Genomic DNA, 14,450 nt, shown 5'->3' on the forward strand with positions numbered 1-14,450 from the left:
GAGACCGTGGACCCCGTCCTGCCGATGTTCCCGCTGGGGAGCGTGCTGGTCCCGTCGATGGTCCTGCCCCTCCACGTGTTCGAGGAGCGGTACCGGCGCCTGGTGCGCGACTGCCTGGACGGCACGCCCGAGTTCGGCGTGGTCCTGATCAGCCGGGGGAGCGAGGTCGGCGGCGGCGACGTCCGCACCGAGGTGGGCACGGTGGCCCGCATGGTGGAGGCGGCCGAGATGCCCGACGGGCGCTACGCCCTGCACTGCGTGGGCACTCGGCGCATCCGGGTGCGGCGGTGGCTCGACGAGGTGCCCTACCCGCGGGCCGAGGTCGAGGACTGGGCCGACGACGACGACGGCACCGCGGCCGAGCGGATGGAGGGTCGGGACCGGGCCCTGGCCGAGCTGCGCCGGGCCCTCGCCCTCCAGGCCGAGATGGGCGAGCCCGCCCCGCCCGCCACCGTCGAGGTCGACGTCGACCCCACCGCGGCCAGCCACCAGATCGCCGCCCTGGCGCCCATCGGCCCCCTCGACCGCCAGCGGCTCCTCGAGGTCCCGGGGACGGTTGCCCGGCTGCGGGAGGCCCGGCGGGTGCTCGTCGACGCCGCCGAGCTGCTGGAGGCCCGCCTGGCCATGGGTGGGTGAGGCCGTGCTCCCAGGTCACTCGGCTCCGCCTCGCCGGCGTCGGCGGCCAGCGCGTCCCTTGTGTCGTGCGGGGGTCCGGGGTAAGTAGGGTCCCCGGATCGCCGATCCCGCCGCGCCTGCGGCACCCCGACCCCCGGAGCCGCAGTGGCCAAGAGCGACACCGTGAGCCTGAGCAAGGACGGTCCGTCTCCCAAGGAGTCGGCCACCGAGGTCTTCACCCTCGTCCGCGACTACGCCAAGCAGGAGACGGTCGACCCCCTGAAGGGCCTCCTCTCCTTCGTGAAGTGGGGCCTGGTCGGGGCCCTGCTGGTGGGCATCGGCGTCATCGAGCTCATGATCTTCGTCCTGCGCCTGGCCCAGTCGGAGGGGTCCGGCGTGTTCGACGGCCGCTGGTCGTTCGCCCCCTACCTCATCACCCTCGTCGTGGCGGGCGGGGTGCTGCTGATCGCCAAGCGGGGCATGTCGTCCAAGACGTCCCCCACCGCAGGAGCCCCCCGATGACCGCCACCAGCGCCCCCGCCGGGACCGACGGCAAGATCACCCGCGACGACATCGAGTCCAAGCTCCGCGAGATCCAGGGCGAGGTCGACGAGACGGCCGAGTCGGCCAAGGGCGTCGCCGTCGCCGTCGGCGCCGCCATCGCCGTCGGCGTGGTCGTGGTCATCTTCCTCCTCGGCAAGCGGCGAGGGAAGCGGGGGACCACGATCGTCGAGGTCCGGCGCTTCTAGTCCCGTGCCCCGGAAGGTCAACCCCCCACCCCGCGGCATCTGGAAGCAGGTCGCCCGCGTCCAGCGCCTCGGCCTGTCCGGTGGCATGGCCGGCAAGGGCGGCCCCTGGCTCGCCGTGGGCATCGGCGCCTGGGGCCTCCAGCGCCTGCGGTCCATGGCGGTCAAGGAGGACGAGATCCTCCTGCGCGAGCCGCTCGCACCGGGCGAGACGATGACGATCCGCCACCAGACGACGACCCGCGCCGAGGCGGCCGCGGAGCAGAAGCGGCTCCAGCGCGAGGGCAAGCAGCTCCAGCAGCAGGCGAAGGCGGCGGAGAAGGCGGCCAAGGAGGCACGCCGGCGGCTGAGCCGGGCCGAGAAGCGCCAGCGCGCCGCCCAGGAGGCGCAGGCCGAGGCGAAGGCGTCGCGCCGCACGCGCCGCCGCCGCTCCTGACGCCGGGCACCCCTGCCCCCGGTCCGCGGTGGGGGACCGGGTCGGCGCGGCGGCCATGATGGGCGCCGTGCAGGTCCGCCTCCGCAACCCGAGCCGCACCGTCGAGGTCGAAGGCCCCGTCACCGTGCGGGTCCTCGTCGACCGGCTGGGCCTCAACCGCGAGTCGGTGCTCGTGATCCGCGACGGCACGCTCGTCCCCGGAGACGAGATGCTGCCGGCCGACGCCGAGGTCGAGATCCGCCCGGTCATCTCCGGGGGGTCGGTCGCGTGAAGTGCCGCGTGTGCCGGGGTCCGGCGGTCATCGACATCCGCCGGCACAACTCCAACTTCTGCGTCGACCACTTCCTCAAGCTGTGCCGCGACCAGGTCGCCAAGGCGATCAAGCAGTTCTCGATGCTCGAGCCCGGCGACCGCGTCCTCGTCGCCGTGTCCGGGGGCAAGGACTCCCTCGCTCTGTGGGACCTGCTCGTCGAGCTCGGCTACCGGGCCGACGGCCTCTACGTCGGGCTCGGCATCGACGGCTACAGCGACGTCTCGGGCGAGTTCGTCCGCCGCTTCGTCGAGGAGCGGGGGCAGACGCTGGTCGAGGTCGACCTGCGCGCCGACGAGGGCTTCGACGTCCCCACCGCCGCCGCCGTCACCCGCCGGGTGCCGTGCTCGGCCTGTGGCCTGTCCAAGCGCCACCTGTTCGACCGGGCGGCCCGCGAGGGCGGCTACGACGCCGTGGCGACCGGCCACAACCTCGACGACGAGGCCGCGGTCCTCTTCGGCAACCTGCTCAAGTGGCAGACCGACTACCTCGGTCGCCAGCGGCCGATGCTGCCGGCGCGCGACGGCTTCCCCCGCAAGGTGAAGCCCCTCGTCCGCCTCACCGAGCGGGAGACGGCGGCCTACTGCGTGCTGCGGGGCATCGACTACCAGGTCGAGGAGTGCCCCATGGCCGCCGGCAACAAGCACCTGGGGTTCAAGGAGACGCTCAACGACCTCGAGGTGCGCTCGCCCGGAGCCAAGCACGACCTCTACTTCGGGTTCCTCGACCGGGCCGTCGACCGGTTCACCTCCGCTGGCGACGGGTCCGGGGACGTCGAGCTGGGGGCGTGCGCCGAGTGCGGGGCGCCGACGACGGGCGAGGTGTGCGCCTTCTGCCGGCTGGCGGCCCGGGCCCGCGACGCCGAGCCGGTCGCCCTCGGCCCGCCCCGGCGGCGACGATGAGCGATCAGCCTCCCCACCGGCCCCTCCAGCCCGGCGACATGGTCCTGCTGGTGGACGCCAAGCACCGGCGCTACCTCGTCACCCTCGAGGCGGGGGGCGAGTTCCACTCCCACGCCGGGTTGATCCCCCACGACGAGCTGATCGGCCGCGACGCCGGCCGCGAGGTCCGCTCGACCCGCAAGTCCAAGTACCTGGTGCTGCGCCCGACGCTGAGCGACTTCATCCTCAAGATGCCGCGGGGCGCCCAGGTCGTGTACCCGAAGGACATCGGCCCGATCCTGATGCTGGCCGACCTCCAGCCCGGCGTGCGGGTGCTCGAGTCGGGCGTCGGGTCGGGCGCCCTGTCGATGGGCATGCTCCGGGCCGGGGCCGACATCGTCGGCTACGAGCTGCGGGAGGACTTCGCCGTCCGGGCCCAGCGCAACGTGCGCGGGTTCCTCGGCGAGGCCGTCATGGACCGGTACCGGGTCCAGGTCCGCGACTGCTACGAGGGCATCGAGGAGACCGGCCTCGACCGGATCGTCCTCGACCTGCCCGAGCCCTGGCTGGTCGTGCCCCACGCCGTCGAGGCGCTGGTCCCCAGCGGCATCCTCGTCGCCTACACGCCCCAGATCACCCAGGCCGCCCAGCTGCGCGACGCCCTCGAGCGCCACGGCTTCGCCCAGGCCGAGACCCTGGAGATCATGCAGCGGGGGTGGCACATCGAGGGCCAGGCGGTCCGTCCCAACCACCGGATGGTCGGCCACACCGGCTTCCTCACCCACGCCCGGCTGCTGCGGCCCTGAGACCGTCGTGCTCGACCTGATCATCGTCCTCCTCCTGGTCGCCGCCGGGGTCGGCGGCTACCGGCTCGGGTTCGTGGCCCGGGCGGCGTCGTGGGCGGGGATGCTGGTCGGCCTCTTCCTGGCCGCCCGCCTCATGCCCCGGGTGATCGAGTCGCTGGGGGAGGACGCCAGCCGGCCCGGCCTCCTGCTGGTGGCGGCGGGCCTGCTGCTCGGGGGGGCGGCCATCGGCCAGGCCCTGGGGCTGCTGGTGGGGAGCCGGGCCCAGACCGGCATCACCACCACCGCCGGCCAGCGGGTCGACCGCCTCGGCGGGGCCGTCGCCGGGGTCGCCGGCTTCCTCGTGATCGTGTGGTTGCTCGTGCCCGCCGGCGCCGACATGAGCGGGTGGCAGGCCCGGGCCGTCCGCCAGTCGGCGATCGTGGCCACCCTCACCGACGTCCTGCCCCCGGCGCCCGACGCGACCCGCACCCTGCGACGGCTGCTGGGCGACGGCTACCCCCAGGTGTTCGAGGGCCTCGACCCGAGCCCCGAGGTCGGCCCCGTCCCCGAGCAGACCGGCCTCTCGCAGGAGGCGGCCCAGGCCCTGTCCGGGTCGATCGTCAAGGTCGAGGGCGAGGCGTGCGGTCGCATCCAGGAGGGGACCGGCTGGGTGGTGCAGCCCGGGGTCGTGGTCACCAACGCCCACGTGGTCGCGGGCGAGCCCGAGACCGTGCTCCAGCGCCAGGACGGCTCGGAGGTGGCGGCCACCCTCGTCGCCTTCGACCCCGAGCGGGACCTGGCCGTGCTCTCGTCGCCGGAGCTGGGCCTCCCGGCGCTGCCGGTGGCGGAGTCGGCCGTCGACCAGCGCGGCGCCGTCTTCGGCCACCCCGGGGGCGGGCCCCTCGAGCTGTCGCCCTTCGTGACCCGCCAGCGCATCCGGGCCGTGGGCACCGACATCTACGGCTCGCCCGGCACCGAGCGCGACGTGCTCGTGCTGGCCGCCGACCTGGCGCCGGGGGACTCGGGGTCACCGGTGATCGACACCGCCGGCCAGGTGGTGGGGGTGGCCTTCGCCATCGCCCCCGACCGCGACGGCGTGGCCTACGCCCTCTCGACCGACGAGCTGCGCGCCGTCCTGGCCGAGATCGGCGACCAGGCCCTCGACGCCGGCCCCTGTGCTGCCTGAGAGAGCCGTGCCGCCTGAGAGGCGGGCCGCCTGAGAGACGGGCCGCCCGAGCCCGGACGCGCCGACAGGCCCCGGCAGGGGCCTGTCGGTCGAGATCTGCAGAGCTGCGGGGGGGAGGGCTACTCCGGCGGCTCGATGTAGATGCACTCGCCGGGGCACTCCTCGGCCGACTCGATCACGGCCTCGAGCTGGCCGTCGGGGATGACGGCGAGGCCCTCGGCGCCCCCCGGGTCGGAGAAGACCTTGTCGCCCTCCTTGACGTAGGCCAGGCCGTCGTCGAGGAGCGTGAACACGTCGGGCGCGATCTCCTCGCACAGGCCGTCACCGGTGCAGAGATCCTGGTCGATCCAGACCTTCATCGTCGCGTTCGCCTCCTGAGCAGGGCTTCGTGGGTGCCTGGGAGCCAGGGTAGTCCGCCCGGCAATAAACCCGGCAACCACCGGACAAAGGTCGTCGGGCACAGGCCCGGGACCCGGGGGTTTTCGATCGCGTGACCGCTGTGTTGCCTGGCGCCGGGGCCGGGCGGGCTCCGGTTAGGGTGCCGAACGACCGGACCGGGAGGTGGTTCTGATGGCCGAACCCCGTGAGCACCAGGCTGAGGACGAGAGCGTCGACGAGCTGCGCGAGCAGGCCGCCGCCCTCGAGGAGGAGGTCGTCGCCCTGCGGCGCCGGCTCCAGGACGCCCCCAAGCGCGTCCGCACCCTCGAGGAGCGGCTCCTGGAGACCAAGGGCCAGCTGGCCCACGCCGTCAGCCAGAACGAGAAGCTCGCCTACACCCTGCGCGAGGCGCGCGACCAGATCGCCGCCCTGCGCGACGAGGTGGACAAGCTCACCCAGCCGCCGGCGGCCTACGGGTCCGTCCTCGGCGTCAACGACGACGAGACCGTCGATGTCATCTCCGGCGGCCGCAAGATGCGCGTCGCGGTGCTGCCCGACGTCCTCGCCGAGGGCCTCGAGCGGGGGGCCGAGGTCGTCCTCAACGAGTCGTTCACCATCGTCATGGCCCGCGCCGACGACGGCACCGGCGAGCTGGTGACCCTGAAGGAGGTCATCGACGGCGGCACCCGGGCGATCATCGTGGGCCGGGCCGACGAGGAGCGCGTCTGCGAGCTGGCCGACGCCCTCAAGGGCCAGCCGCTGCGCTCGGGCGACGCCCTGCGCATGGACCCCCGCTCGGGCCTGCTCTTCGAGCGGCTGCCCCGCCCCGAGGTCGAGGAGCTGGTGCTGGAGGAGGTCCCCGACATCGGCTACGAGGACGTGGGCGGGCTCGACAGCCAGATCGAGCAGATCGCCGACGCCGTCGAGCTGCCGTTCCTCCACGCCGACCTGTTCGCCGAGCACAAGCTGCCGGCGCCCAAGGGGATCCTGCTCTACGGGCCCCCGGGCTGCGGCAAGACCCTCATCGCCAAGGCGGTGGCCAACTCGCTGGCCAAGAAGGTCGCCGAGGTCGCCGGGGACAGCGAGGCCAAGAGCTACTTCCTCAACATCAAGGGCCCCGAGCTGCTCAACAAGTACGTGGGCGAGACCGAGCGCCAGATCCGCCTGGTGTTCCAGCGGGCCCGGGAGAAGTCCGAGGAGGGCTGGCCGGTCATCGTCTTCTTCGACGAGATGGACTCGATGTTCCGCACCCGGGGCACGGGCATCAGCTCCGACATGGAGTCGACGATCGTCCCGCAGCTGCTGGCCGAGATCGACGGGGTCGAGACCCTGCGCAACGTCATCGTGATCGGCGCGTCCAACCGCGAGGACCTGATCGACCCGGCCATCCTCCGCCCCGGCCGGCTCGACGTGAAGATCAAGATCGAGCGCCCCGACGAGGAGGCGGCGACGCAGATCTTCGCCCGCTACCTCACCACCGACCTCCCCCTCGACGCCGAGGAGGTGCAGACCCTGGGCGGCGGCGATCGCCACAAGTGCGTCCAGGCGATGATCGAGGCGACCGTCGACGAGATGTACCGCGTCGACGAGGCCAACCAGTTCCTGGAGATCACGTACCAGAACGGCGACAAGGAGATCATGTACTTCAAGGACTTCTCGTCCGGGGCCATGATCGAGAACATCGTCCGCCGGGCCAAGAAGCTGGCGATCAAGCGCCACCTCGCCGGGGCCGACAAGGGCATCCGCACCGAGGACCTCCTGGCGTCGATCCACCAGGAGTACAAGGAGCACGAGGACCTGCCCAACACGACCAACCCGGACGACTGGGCCAAGATCTCGGGCAAGAAGGGCGAGCGCATCGTCTACGTCCGCACCATCGTCATCCACGACGACGAGGAGGGCGACGGCGAGGTGGCCGGCGGTCGGTCGATCGAGCGCGTCGCCACCGGGCAGTACCTCTAGCCTCCGCGGGAGGGGTCCTCGACGGGCCGCCGAGGAGCACCATGGCCATCTCCAAGATCTGTGGGATCGAGACCGAGTACGGGATCGTCCACCGCGGCGTGGCGGAGTCGAACCCGGTCACGGCCAGCAGCCTGCTGATCAACGCCTACGTGTCGGAGCGGACGACGGGGGCGGCGCCTGCGACCCCGCCGGTCGGGTGGGACTTCGAGGACGAGACGCCCGGGCGCGACGCTCGCGGCGCCGCTCCGGTCGACGCCGCCCCGCCGGACGTCGAGACGCACCTGGTCAACGCCGTGCTCACCAACGGCGCCCGGTTCTACGTCGACCACGCCCACCCCGAGGTGTCGACGCCGGAGTGCGCCGACGCCCGCTCGGTGGTCGTGTTCGACCGGGCGGCCGAGGTGATCGTCCAGCGGGCCATGGCCGCCGCGATCCGCATCCTCCCGCCGGGCCAGGAGCTCGTCGTCCACAAGAACAACTCGGACGGCAAGGGCAACTCCTACGGCTGCCACGAGAACTACCTGATGGACCGGGCGGTGCCGTTCGGCCGCATCGTGGCCGCGGCCACGACCCACTTCGTGACCCGCCAGGTCTTCACCGGGTCGGGGAAGGTCGGCGTCGAGGCCAGCGGGGCGGCCGACCGCGACGTCACCTACCAGCTCAGCCAGCGGGCCGACTTCTTCGAGGCCGAGGTCGGGCTGGAGACCACCCTCAAGCGCCCGATCGTCAACACCCGCGACGAGCCGCACGCCGACGCCCAGCGCTACCGCCGGCTCCACGTCATCGCCGGTGACGCCAACCTGGCCGAGGTGGCGACGTTCCTCAAGGTCGGCACCACGGCGATCGTGCTGGCCATGGTCGAGGACGAGGCCCTCGACCGCGACCTCATCATCCGGGCCCCCGTCGCCGCGGTGCGGGCCGTGTCCCACGACCCGTCGCTCGCCCAGACCATCGAGACGGTCGACGGCGTCACCATGACCGCCCTCGAGGTGCAGTTCGAGCTGCTCGACCGGGCCCGCAAGTGGGCCGAGCAGCGGGGCCTGGCGGCGGTCGGGGAGGACGTGGGCGCCGAGGTGCTCCGCCGCTGGGAGGAGGTCCTCACCGGCCTCGAGGCCGACCCGGACTCCGTGTCGGGCCAGGTCGACTGGGTGGCCAAGCGGCGCCTCATCGACGGCTGGCGCGAGCGCCACGACGCCCCCATGAGCGACCCCCGGGTCGCCGCCCTCGCCCTCCAGTACCACGACCTCCGCCCCGAGCGGAGCCTGGCCGCCCGGGTGGGGCTCGAGCGCATGGTCGACGAGGCCGACGTGGTGCGGGCCGTCACCGAGCCGCCCCTCGACACCCGGGCCTACTTCCGGGGGCGCTGCCTGGCGAAGTTCGGCGACAGCATCGTGGCCGCCAACTGGGACTCGCTCGTCTTCGACGTGGGCGACGAGCCCCTCCGGCGGGTCCCCATGATGGAACCGTCCCGTGGGACCGAGGCCCATGTCGGTAGGTTGTTGGACGAGTGCTCCACCCCGGCCGAGCTGGTCGCCCGGCTCTCGCAGTGACCGGGGCGGGAACAGGAGACAGAGAGATGGCTGGTCGACATGGCTGAGCGTGAGCAGAAGAAGCGCACCGCACCCCAGCGGGAGACCGAGGAGGTCGCCGACGCGCCGCAGGGCAGCGAGCGGGGCGAGGAGATCAAGGCGGACATCGACGACCTCCTCGACGAGATCGACGACGTGCTCGAGACCAACGCCGAGGACTTCGTCCGCTCCTACGTCCAGAAGGGCGGGGAGTAGGCGGGGTCGCCTCCGCTGACGGCGCCGCTAGGGTCGCCGCCGTGACGCTGCCCATGTTCGGAACCCACGACGATCCGGGGCCCGACTTCGCCGGCCTGGTGCGCCGCGTCGGCCTGGCCCCCGACCACCCGACCCAGGCCCTGCCCGCCGGCCTCGGGGTCCCGCACGGCACCACCGTGGTGTCGATCCGCTACGCCGACGGCGTGATCATGGCCGGTGACCGGCGGGCCACCTCGGGCCACCTCATCAGCCACCGGACCATCGAGAAGGTGTTCCCCGCCGACCGCTTCTCCGGCATCGCCATCGCCGGCGCCGCCGGGCCCGCCGTCGAGATGGTCACCCTGTTCCAGCTCCAGCTCGAGCACTACGAGAAGGTCGAGGGCTCGCACCTCTCGCTCGAGGGCAAGGCCAACCAGCTCAGCCAGATGGTGCGCAACCACCTGCCGGCGGCCATGCAGGGCTTCGCCGTGGTCCCGATCTTCGCCGGCTACGACCTCAGCCGGGGCGCGGGCCGGCTGTTCGAGTACGACGTCACCGGCGGCCGCTACGAGGAGCAGGACTTCGCCGCCTCCGGCTCGGGCATGCTCCACGCCGGCACCGTGGTGAAGCTGGGGTACCGCCCCGGCCTCGAGCGCTCGGCGGTGGTCGACCTGGCCCTGCGGGCGCTGTGGACGGCCGCCGACGAGGACAGCGCCACCGGCGGCCCCGACGCTCGCCGGGGGATCTGGCCGATCATCGCCACCATCACCGCCGACGGGTACCAGCGGGTGCCCGACACCGAGCTGGCCGAGCGCTTCGCCGCCCTCCTCGAGGACGACGACGCCGCCCGGAGCACCGCCGCCCCGGCCGGGGGGTCGATCTCATGAGCATGCCCTTCTACGTGGCGCCCGAGCAGGTGATGAAGGACCGGGCGGACTACGCCCGGAAGGGCATCGCCCGGGGCCGGTCGCTGATCGCCGCCGTGTGCGCCGACGGCATCCTGCTCTGCGCCGAGAACCCGTCGGCCACCCTGCGCAAGATCAGCGAGATCTACGACCGCATCGCCTTCGCCGGGGTCGGCCGCTACAACGAGTTCGACCAGCTGCGCGTCGCCGGCGTCCGCCACGCCGACCTGAAGGGCTACTCCTACAGCCGCGAGGACGTCGACGCCCGCAGCCTGGCCAACGCCTACGCCCAGGCCCTCGGCCAGGTGTTCACCCACGAGATGAAGCCGCTGGAGGTCGAGATCCTGGTGGCCGAGGTGGCCCACGAGGGCGGGCGCGACCAGCTGTTCCACATCCTCTACGACGGCACCGTCATCGACGAGCCGTCGCGGGCGGTCCTCGGCGGCGACGCCGAGGCCATCGCCGACCGCTTCGAGGCCGCCCACGACACCAGCGCCTCGACCACCGACGTGCTCGCCGCCGCCGTGGCTGCCCTGGCCGGCCCGGATCGGACCCTCGACGCCGAGGCGATCGAGGCGGCGGTGCTCGACCGGTCGAACGGTCGGCGGACCTTCCGCCGCCTCACCGACGAGGAGATCACCGCGGCCATCGCCGCCACCTCCACCGAGGCGCGCGACGAGGGCGCCGACGAGGTGGAGCCGGCCCCGGTCGAGGTGCCCGTGGGCGAGGTCGACGTCGACCAGGTCGACGCGGTCCTCGAGGACGACGTCGACGACGACGACTGACCGGTCGCCGGCCCGTGCCGTTCTGTCGCGCTGAGCGCCCATCGGTGAGCGCTGGCCGCGACAGAACGGGACGGCTCGCCGGCGGTCACCCTTCTGTCGCGCTGAGCGCCCATCGGTGAGCGCTGGCCGCGACAGAACGGGTCGGCCGCCGACACCCCGACCGGTCGGACGGGCGGCGCGCCCTCCCGGGTCGTGACGCCCGAGCGGCGGGCGGTCATCACCGACGCTCTGACCATCGGGGCCGTGACCGGCGCCTACGGGGGCTCGTTCGGCGCCGTCGCCGTGGCCGCCGGGCTCAGCCCGGCCCAGGCGTGCGCACTGAGCCTGCTGATGTTCACCGGCGGCTCGCAGTTCGCCATGGTGGGGACCATCGCCGGTGGGGGAGGGGCGTGGGCCGGCGCCGCCACCGCGGCGCTCCTCGGGGCGCGCAACGCCTTCTACGGCCTCGAGCTGGCCCCGATGCTGCGGGTCCGGGGGCTGCGCCGCCTGGTCGGGGCCCACCTCGTGATCGACGAGAGCTCGGCCATGGGGGTGGCCCAGCCCACGCCCGCGCTGGGCCGGCTCGGGTTCTGGGCCACCGGGGCCGCCGTGTTCGTCGGCTGGAACGCCATGACCCTGGTCGGGGCGGTGGGGGCCTCGGCCCTCGACGACCCGGGCGCCCTGGGGCTCGACGTCGCCGGCCCGGCGGCCTTCGTCGCCCTGCTGGCGCCCCGCCTGGCGGGCCGGGAGCCGTGGGTGGTGGCCCTGCTGGCCGCCGCCCTGGCCCTGGCCGCCGCCCCCCTGGTCCCGGCGGGGGTGCCCGTGCTGGTGGCGGCGGCGGTGGCGGTCGTCGCCGGGCTCCGCCCCGGGTCGGGCCCGCCGGCGGTCGTCGCCGCCGGCGAGCGGACCGGGGACGTCGACGAGGGGACCGGGGACCTCGACGCGGCGACCGGGGACGACGCCTGATGTGGGCGGCGGTGCTGGTGGGCGCGGCGGCCTGCTACGGCATCAAGCTCGCCGGGCTGTCGGTGCCCGAGCGGGTGCTGGCCGATGCCCGCGTCCGGCGGGTCGCCGCCCTGCTCCCGGTGGCGCTGCTGGCGGCCCTGATCGCCCTCCAGGCGGCCACCGACGGGCGGGCGGTCGCCGTCGATGCCCGCCTGGCCGGCCTGGCCGTCGCCGTCGGGGCCCAGTGGCGCCGGGCGCCCTTCCTCGTGGTCGTGGGGGCGGCGTGCGCCACCACGGCGCTGGTCCGCCTCGTGACCTAGGCGGTGGCGCCGAACCGCGGAGCCGAGCCAATAGGGTGCCGACAGTGGAGAAGCGCATCTACGGACTCGAGAACGAGTACGGCGTCACCTGCGTCTCCCGCGGCCAGCGCCGGCTCAGCCCCGACGAGGTGGCCCGCTACCTGTTCCGGCGCGTCGTCTCCTGGGGTCGCAGCTCCAACGTGTTCCTCGCCAACGGCGCCCGCCTGTACCTCGACGTGGGCAGCCACCCGGAGTACGCCACCCCCGAGTGCGACTCGGTGCACGAGGTCGTCGTCCACGACAAGGCCGGCGAGCGCATCCTCGAGCAGCTGCTCGCCAGCGCCGAGGCCCGTCTGCGCGACGAGGGCATCCGGGGCGACATCTTCCTGTTCAAGAACAACACCGACTCGGCCGGCAACTCCTACGGCTGCCACGAGAACTACCTGACCAGCCGGCGTGACGACCTCGGCCACTACGCCGAGGTCCTGATCCCGTTCCTCGTCAGCCGGCAGATCTACGCCGGGGCCGGCAAGGTCATGCACACGAGCCGGGGCGCCCAGTACTCGATCAGCCAGCGGGCCGAGCACATCTGGGAGGGCGTCAGCTCGGCCACCACCCGCAGCCGGCCGATCATCAACACCCGTGACGAGCCCCATGCCGACGCCGAGCGCTACCGCCGCCTGCACGTGATCGTGGGCGACTCGAACATGAGCGAGTACGCCACGTTCCTCAAGGTGGGGGCGGCCTCCATCATGCTGCGGATGCTCGAGGACCCGAGCGTGGTGCTCCGCGACATGACCCTCGAGAACCCGATCCGGGCCATCCGCGAGATCAGCCACGACCTCACCTGCCGGGCCCAGGTGAAGCTGGCCAACGGGCGCGAGGTGAGCGCCCTCGACATCCAGTCGGAGTACCTGAACCGGGCCCTGCGCTACGCCCAGAGCCGTGACCTGCAGCCCTTCGAGCAGAAGGCGCTGGAGATGTGGGAGCACTGCCTGAAGGGGCTCGAGTCGGACCCCTTCACCCTCGACCGCGAGGTCGACTGGGTGATCAAGCACCGCCTGATCGAGGCCTACCGCGAGCGCCACGACCTGCCCCTCTCGCACCCGCGGGTCGCGCTCGTCGACCTGCAGTACCACGACATCTCGCGCGACCGCGGCCTGTTCCACCGGATGCAGGCCCGGGGGCTGGTCGAGCGGACCTGCACCGACGCCGAGATCGAGAAGGCCATCGACGAGCCGCCGCAGACGACGCGGGCCCGCCTGCGGGGCGAGTTCATCCGCAAGGCCAAGGAGAAGCGGCGCGACTACACCGTCGACTGGGTGCACCTGAAGCTCAACGACCAGGCCCAGCGCACCGTCCTCTGCAAGGACCCGTTCAAGGCCCACGACGACCGCGTCGAGCGCCTCATCGCCTCCCTCTGACCCGGCGTGCCCAGCTACCGCACCGCGACCGTCGTCGAGCTGATCTCCGAGCGGCCCGGCCTGACCCGCGTGCGGGTCCGGGGTGCCGACCGCGACGACGAGGAGCGGGCCTACGCCCTCACCGACGTCACCGGCCCGGTGGCGGTGGGTGACGAGGTCGTGGTGAACACCACGGCCGTCGACCTCGGCCTGGGCACGGGCGGGTGGCACGTCGTGCACTGGAACCTGGCCCGGCCGTCGTGGTCGGCCCCCGGCGGTGGCCACATCATGAAGGCCCGCTACACCAGCATCCAGCACGAGATGGCGGTGGCCGAGGAGAGCGACCACGCCGGCGACGGGACCCTCGACGGGACGCCCGTCGTGGCCTGCAGCCTCCACAGCCAGGTGGGGGTGGTGGCCGCCGTGCTGGGCCACCTCCGACCCGACCTGCGGGTGGCCTACGTGATGACCGACGGTGGCGCCCTGCCCCTCGCCCTGTCGGACCTGGTCGTCCAGCTGGGCGACGCCGGCCTCCTCGTCGGCACGGTCACGACCGGGCACGCCTTCGGCGGCGATGTCGAGGCGGTGAGCATCCCCTCGGGGCTGGCGGTGGCCCGCCGCCGCCTCGACGCCGACGTCATCGTGGCCGGGATGGGCCCGGGCGTGGTCGGCACCGACTCCCGGCTCGGGTTCACGGGGCTGGACCAGGCGACGCTGCTCGACAGCACGGTGTTCCTCGAGGGGCGCCCGGTGATGTGCGTGCGCGCCTCGGACGGGGACGCCCGGCCCCGGCATCGAGGGGTGAGCCACCACAGCACCACGGTCTGCGACGCCACCCGCTCGGGGGTCACGGTGGCGGTGACGGCGGAGGTGGGGCGCGAGCTGGAGCACGAGCTGGCCCCTCGCCACACCCTCGCGGTGGAGGACCCGCCCGACGTGGCGGCCATCCTCGATGCCGCCGGGATCCGCATCACGACGATGGGACGGGGCCCGGCCGAGGACCCGCTGTTCTTCCGGGTGGCGGCCGCCGCCGCCACCCACGCCGCGTCCCTGGCCTAGGGCGCCGACCCCC

General features: G+C 73.3%; 18 protein-coding genes. 17 read left to right on the forward strand and 1 reads right to left on the reverse strand.

What is annotated here, in order from left to right:
* The first annotated feature begins 6 nt into the window (after window positions 1-6).
* The 8 genes from HC251_RS10955 to HC251_RS10990 all read left to right on the forward strand — a co-directional run bounded on the left by HC251_RS10955 (window position 7) and on the right by HC251_RS10990 (window position 4,959).
* Window positions 7-636, forward strand: coding sequence for an LON peptidase substrate-binding domain-containing protein (locus HC251_RS10955; protein ID WP_219945320.1), 630 nt, complete (start codon window positions 7-9; stop codon window positions 634-636).
* Between the two features lie 162 nt (window positions 637-798).
* Window positions 799-1,137 carry a hypothetical protein gene (locus HC251_RS10960; RefSeq protein ID WP_219945321.1) on the forward strand — a complete coding sequence of 113 codons (339 nt, stop codon included), beginning with the start codon at window positions 799-801 and terminating at the stop codon, window positions 1,135-1,137.
* Window positions 1,134-1,364 (forward strand): hypothetical protein, encoded by a 231-nt coding sequence (locus tag HC251_RS10965; protein WP_219945322.1) that lies wholly within the window; start codon window positions 1,134-1,136, stop codon window positions 1,362-1,364. The genes HC251_RS10960 and HC251_RS10965 overlap by 4 nt, the downstream gene beginning before the upstream one ends.
* Window positions 1,365-1,368: 4 nt before the next feature.
* A complete protein-coding gene (locus HC251_RS10970; RefSeq protein WP_219945323.1) occupies window positions 1,369-1,797 on the forward strand; it encodes a hypothetical protein in 429 nt (142 codons plus the stop codon).
* Window positions 1,798-1,864: 67 nt separating this feature from the next.
* Window positions 1,865-2,068, forward strand: a complete 204-nt coding sequence (locus HC251_RS10975) for a MoaD/ThiS family protein (RefSeq protein WP_219945324.1) — start codon at window positions 1,865-1,867, stop codon at window positions 2,066-2,068.
* The gene (locus HC251_RS10980) at window positions 2,065-3,009 is read left to right on the forward strand and encodes an adenine nucleotide alpha hydrolase family protein (RefSeq protein WP_255566685.1); all 945 of its coding nucleotides are present in this window, start codon (window positions 2,065-2,067) and stop codon (window positions 3,007-3,009) included. Before HC251_RS10975 ends, HC251_RS10980 begins: the two co-directional genes overlap by 4 nt.
* Window positions 3,006-3,794 (forward strand): tRNA (adenine-N1)-methyltransferase, encoded by a 789-nt coding sequence (locus HC251_RS10985; protein ID WP_219945325.1) that lies wholly within the window; start codon window positions 3,006-3,008, stop codon window positions 3,792-3,794. Before HC251_RS10980 ends, HC251_RS10985 begins: the two co-directional genes overlap by 4 nt.
* A gap of 7 nt (window positions 3,795-3,801) precedes the next feature.
* On the forward strand, window positions 3,802-4,959 hold the full coding sequence (locus HC251_RS10990; RefSeq protein ID WP_219945326.1) for a MarP family serine protease: 1,158 nt from the start codon (window positions 3,802-3,804) through the stop codon (window positions 4,957-4,959).
* Between the two features lie 119 nt (window positions 4,960-5,078).
* Here HC251_RS10990 and HC251_RS10995 read toward each other — a convergent pair whose 3' ends face one another.
* A complete protein-coding gene (locus HC251_RS10995; protein WP_219945327.1) occupies window positions 5,079-5,318 on the reverse strand; it encodes a ferredoxin in 240 nt (79 codons plus the stop codon).
* A gap of 211 nt (window positions 5,319-5,529) precedes the next feature.
* Between HC251_RS10995 and arc the strand changes: the two genes are divergently transcribed.
* The 9 genes from arc (at window position 5,530) to HC251_RS11040 (ending at window position 14,437) form a co-directional block, all read left to right on the forward strand.
* Window positions 5,530-7,299, forward strand: coding sequence for a proteasome ATPase (gene arc / locus HC251_RS11000; protein ID WP_219945328.1), 1,770 nt, complete (start codon window positions 5,530-5,532; stop codon window positions 7,297-7,299).
* A 41-nt stretch (window positions 7,300-7,340) separates the two neighbouring features.
* Window positions 7,341-8,849, forward strand: a complete 1,509-nt coding sequence (gene dop / locus HC251_RS11005) for a depupylase/deamidase Dop (protein ID WP_219945329.1) — start codon at window positions 7,341-7,343, stop codon at window positions 8,847-8,849.
* A gap of 39 nt (window positions 8,850-8,888) precedes the next feature.
* Window positions 8,889-9,083 carry a ubiquitin-like protein Pup gene (locus HC251_RS11010; RefSeq protein WP_219945330.1) on the forward strand — a complete coding sequence of 65 codons (195 nt, stop codon included), beginning with the start codon at window positions 8,889-8,891 and terminating at the stop codon, window positions 9,081-9,083.
* Between the two features lie 41 nt (window positions 9,084-9,124).
* Window positions 9,125-9,949 (forward strand): proteasome subunit beta, encoded by an 825-nt coding sequence (gene prcB / locus HC251_RS11015; protein ID WP_255566686.1) that lies wholly within the window; start codon window positions 9,125-9,127, stop codon window positions 9,947-9,949.
* Complete coding sequence (gene prcA, locus HC251_RS11020) at window positions 9,946-10,752, forward strand: proteasome subunit alpha (RefSeq protein WP_219945331.1); 807 nt, start codon at window positions 9,946-9,948, stop codon at window positions 10,750-10,752. Before prcB ends, prcA begins: the two co-directional genes overlap by 4 nt.
* A 192-nt stretch (window positions 10,753-10,944) precedes the next feature.
* Window positions 10,945-11,697: an AzlC family ABC transporter permease gene (locus tag HC251_RS11025; RefSeq protein WP_219945332.1), complete on the forward strand. Its 753-nt coding sequence runs from the start codon at window positions 10,945-10,947 to the stop codon at window positions 11,695-11,697.
* The gene (locus tag HC251_RS11030; RefSeq protein ID WP_219945333.1) at window positions 11,697-11,996 is read left to right on the forward strand and encodes an AzlD domain-containing protein; all 300 of its coding nucleotides are present in this window, start codon (window positions 11,697-11,699) and stop codon (window positions 11,994-11,996) included. The genes HC251_RS11025 and HC251_RS11030 overlap by 1 nt, the downstream gene beginning before the upstream one ends.
* Window positions 11,997-12,040: 44 nt before the next feature.
* Window positions 12,041-13,399, forward strand: coding sequence for a Pup--protein ligase (pafA, locus tag HC251_RS11035; protein WP_255566688.1), 1,359 nt, complete (start codon window positions 12,041-12,043; stop codon window positions 13,397-13,399).
* A gap of 6 nt (window positions 13,400-13,405) precedes the next feature.
* A complete protein-coding gene (locus HC251_RS11040; protein ID WP_219945335.1) occupies window positions 13,406-14,437 on the forward strand; it encodes a DUF3866 family protein in 1,032 nt (343 codons plus the stop codon).
* Window positions 14,438-14,450: the final 13 nt, after the last annotated feature.

This window comes from Iamia sp. SCSIO 61187 (genome assembly GCF_019443745.1).
Taxonomy (GTDB): Bacteria; Actinomycetota; Acidimicrobiia; order Acidimicrobiales; family Iamiaceae; genus Iamia.

Coding starts and splice junctions, on each gene's coding strand:
- HC251_RS10965 (WP_219945322.1), top strand. CDS start 1,134: ATGACCGCCACCAGCGCCCCCGCCGGGACCGACGGCAAGATCACCCGC.
- HC251_RS10985 (WP_219945325.1), top strand. CDS start 3,006: ATGAGCGATCAGCCTCCCCACCGGCCCCTCCAGCCCGGCGACATGGTC.
- HC251_RS10995 (WP_219945327.1), bottom strand. CDS start 5,318: ATGAAGGTCTGGATCGACCAGGATCTCTGCACCGGTGACGGCCTGTGC.
- arc (WP_219945328.1), top strand. CDS start 5,530: ATGGCCGAACCCCGTGAGCACCAGGCTGAGGACGAGAGCGTCGACGAG.
- dop (WP_219945329.1), top strand. CDS start 7,341: ATGGCCATCTCCAAGATCTGTGGGATCGAGACCGAGTACGGGATCGTC.
- HC251_RS11010 (WP_219945330.1), top strand. CDS start 8,889: ATGGCTGAGCGTGAGCAGAAGAAGCGCACCGCACCCCAGCGGGAGACC.
- prcA (WP_219945331.1), top strand. CDS start 9,946: ATGAGCATGCCCTTCTACGTGGCGCCCGAGCAGGTGATGAAGGACCGG.
- HC251_RS11030 (WP_219945333.1), top strand. CDS start 11,697: ATGTGGGCGGCGGTGCTGGTGGGCGCGGCGGCCTGCTACGGCATCAAG.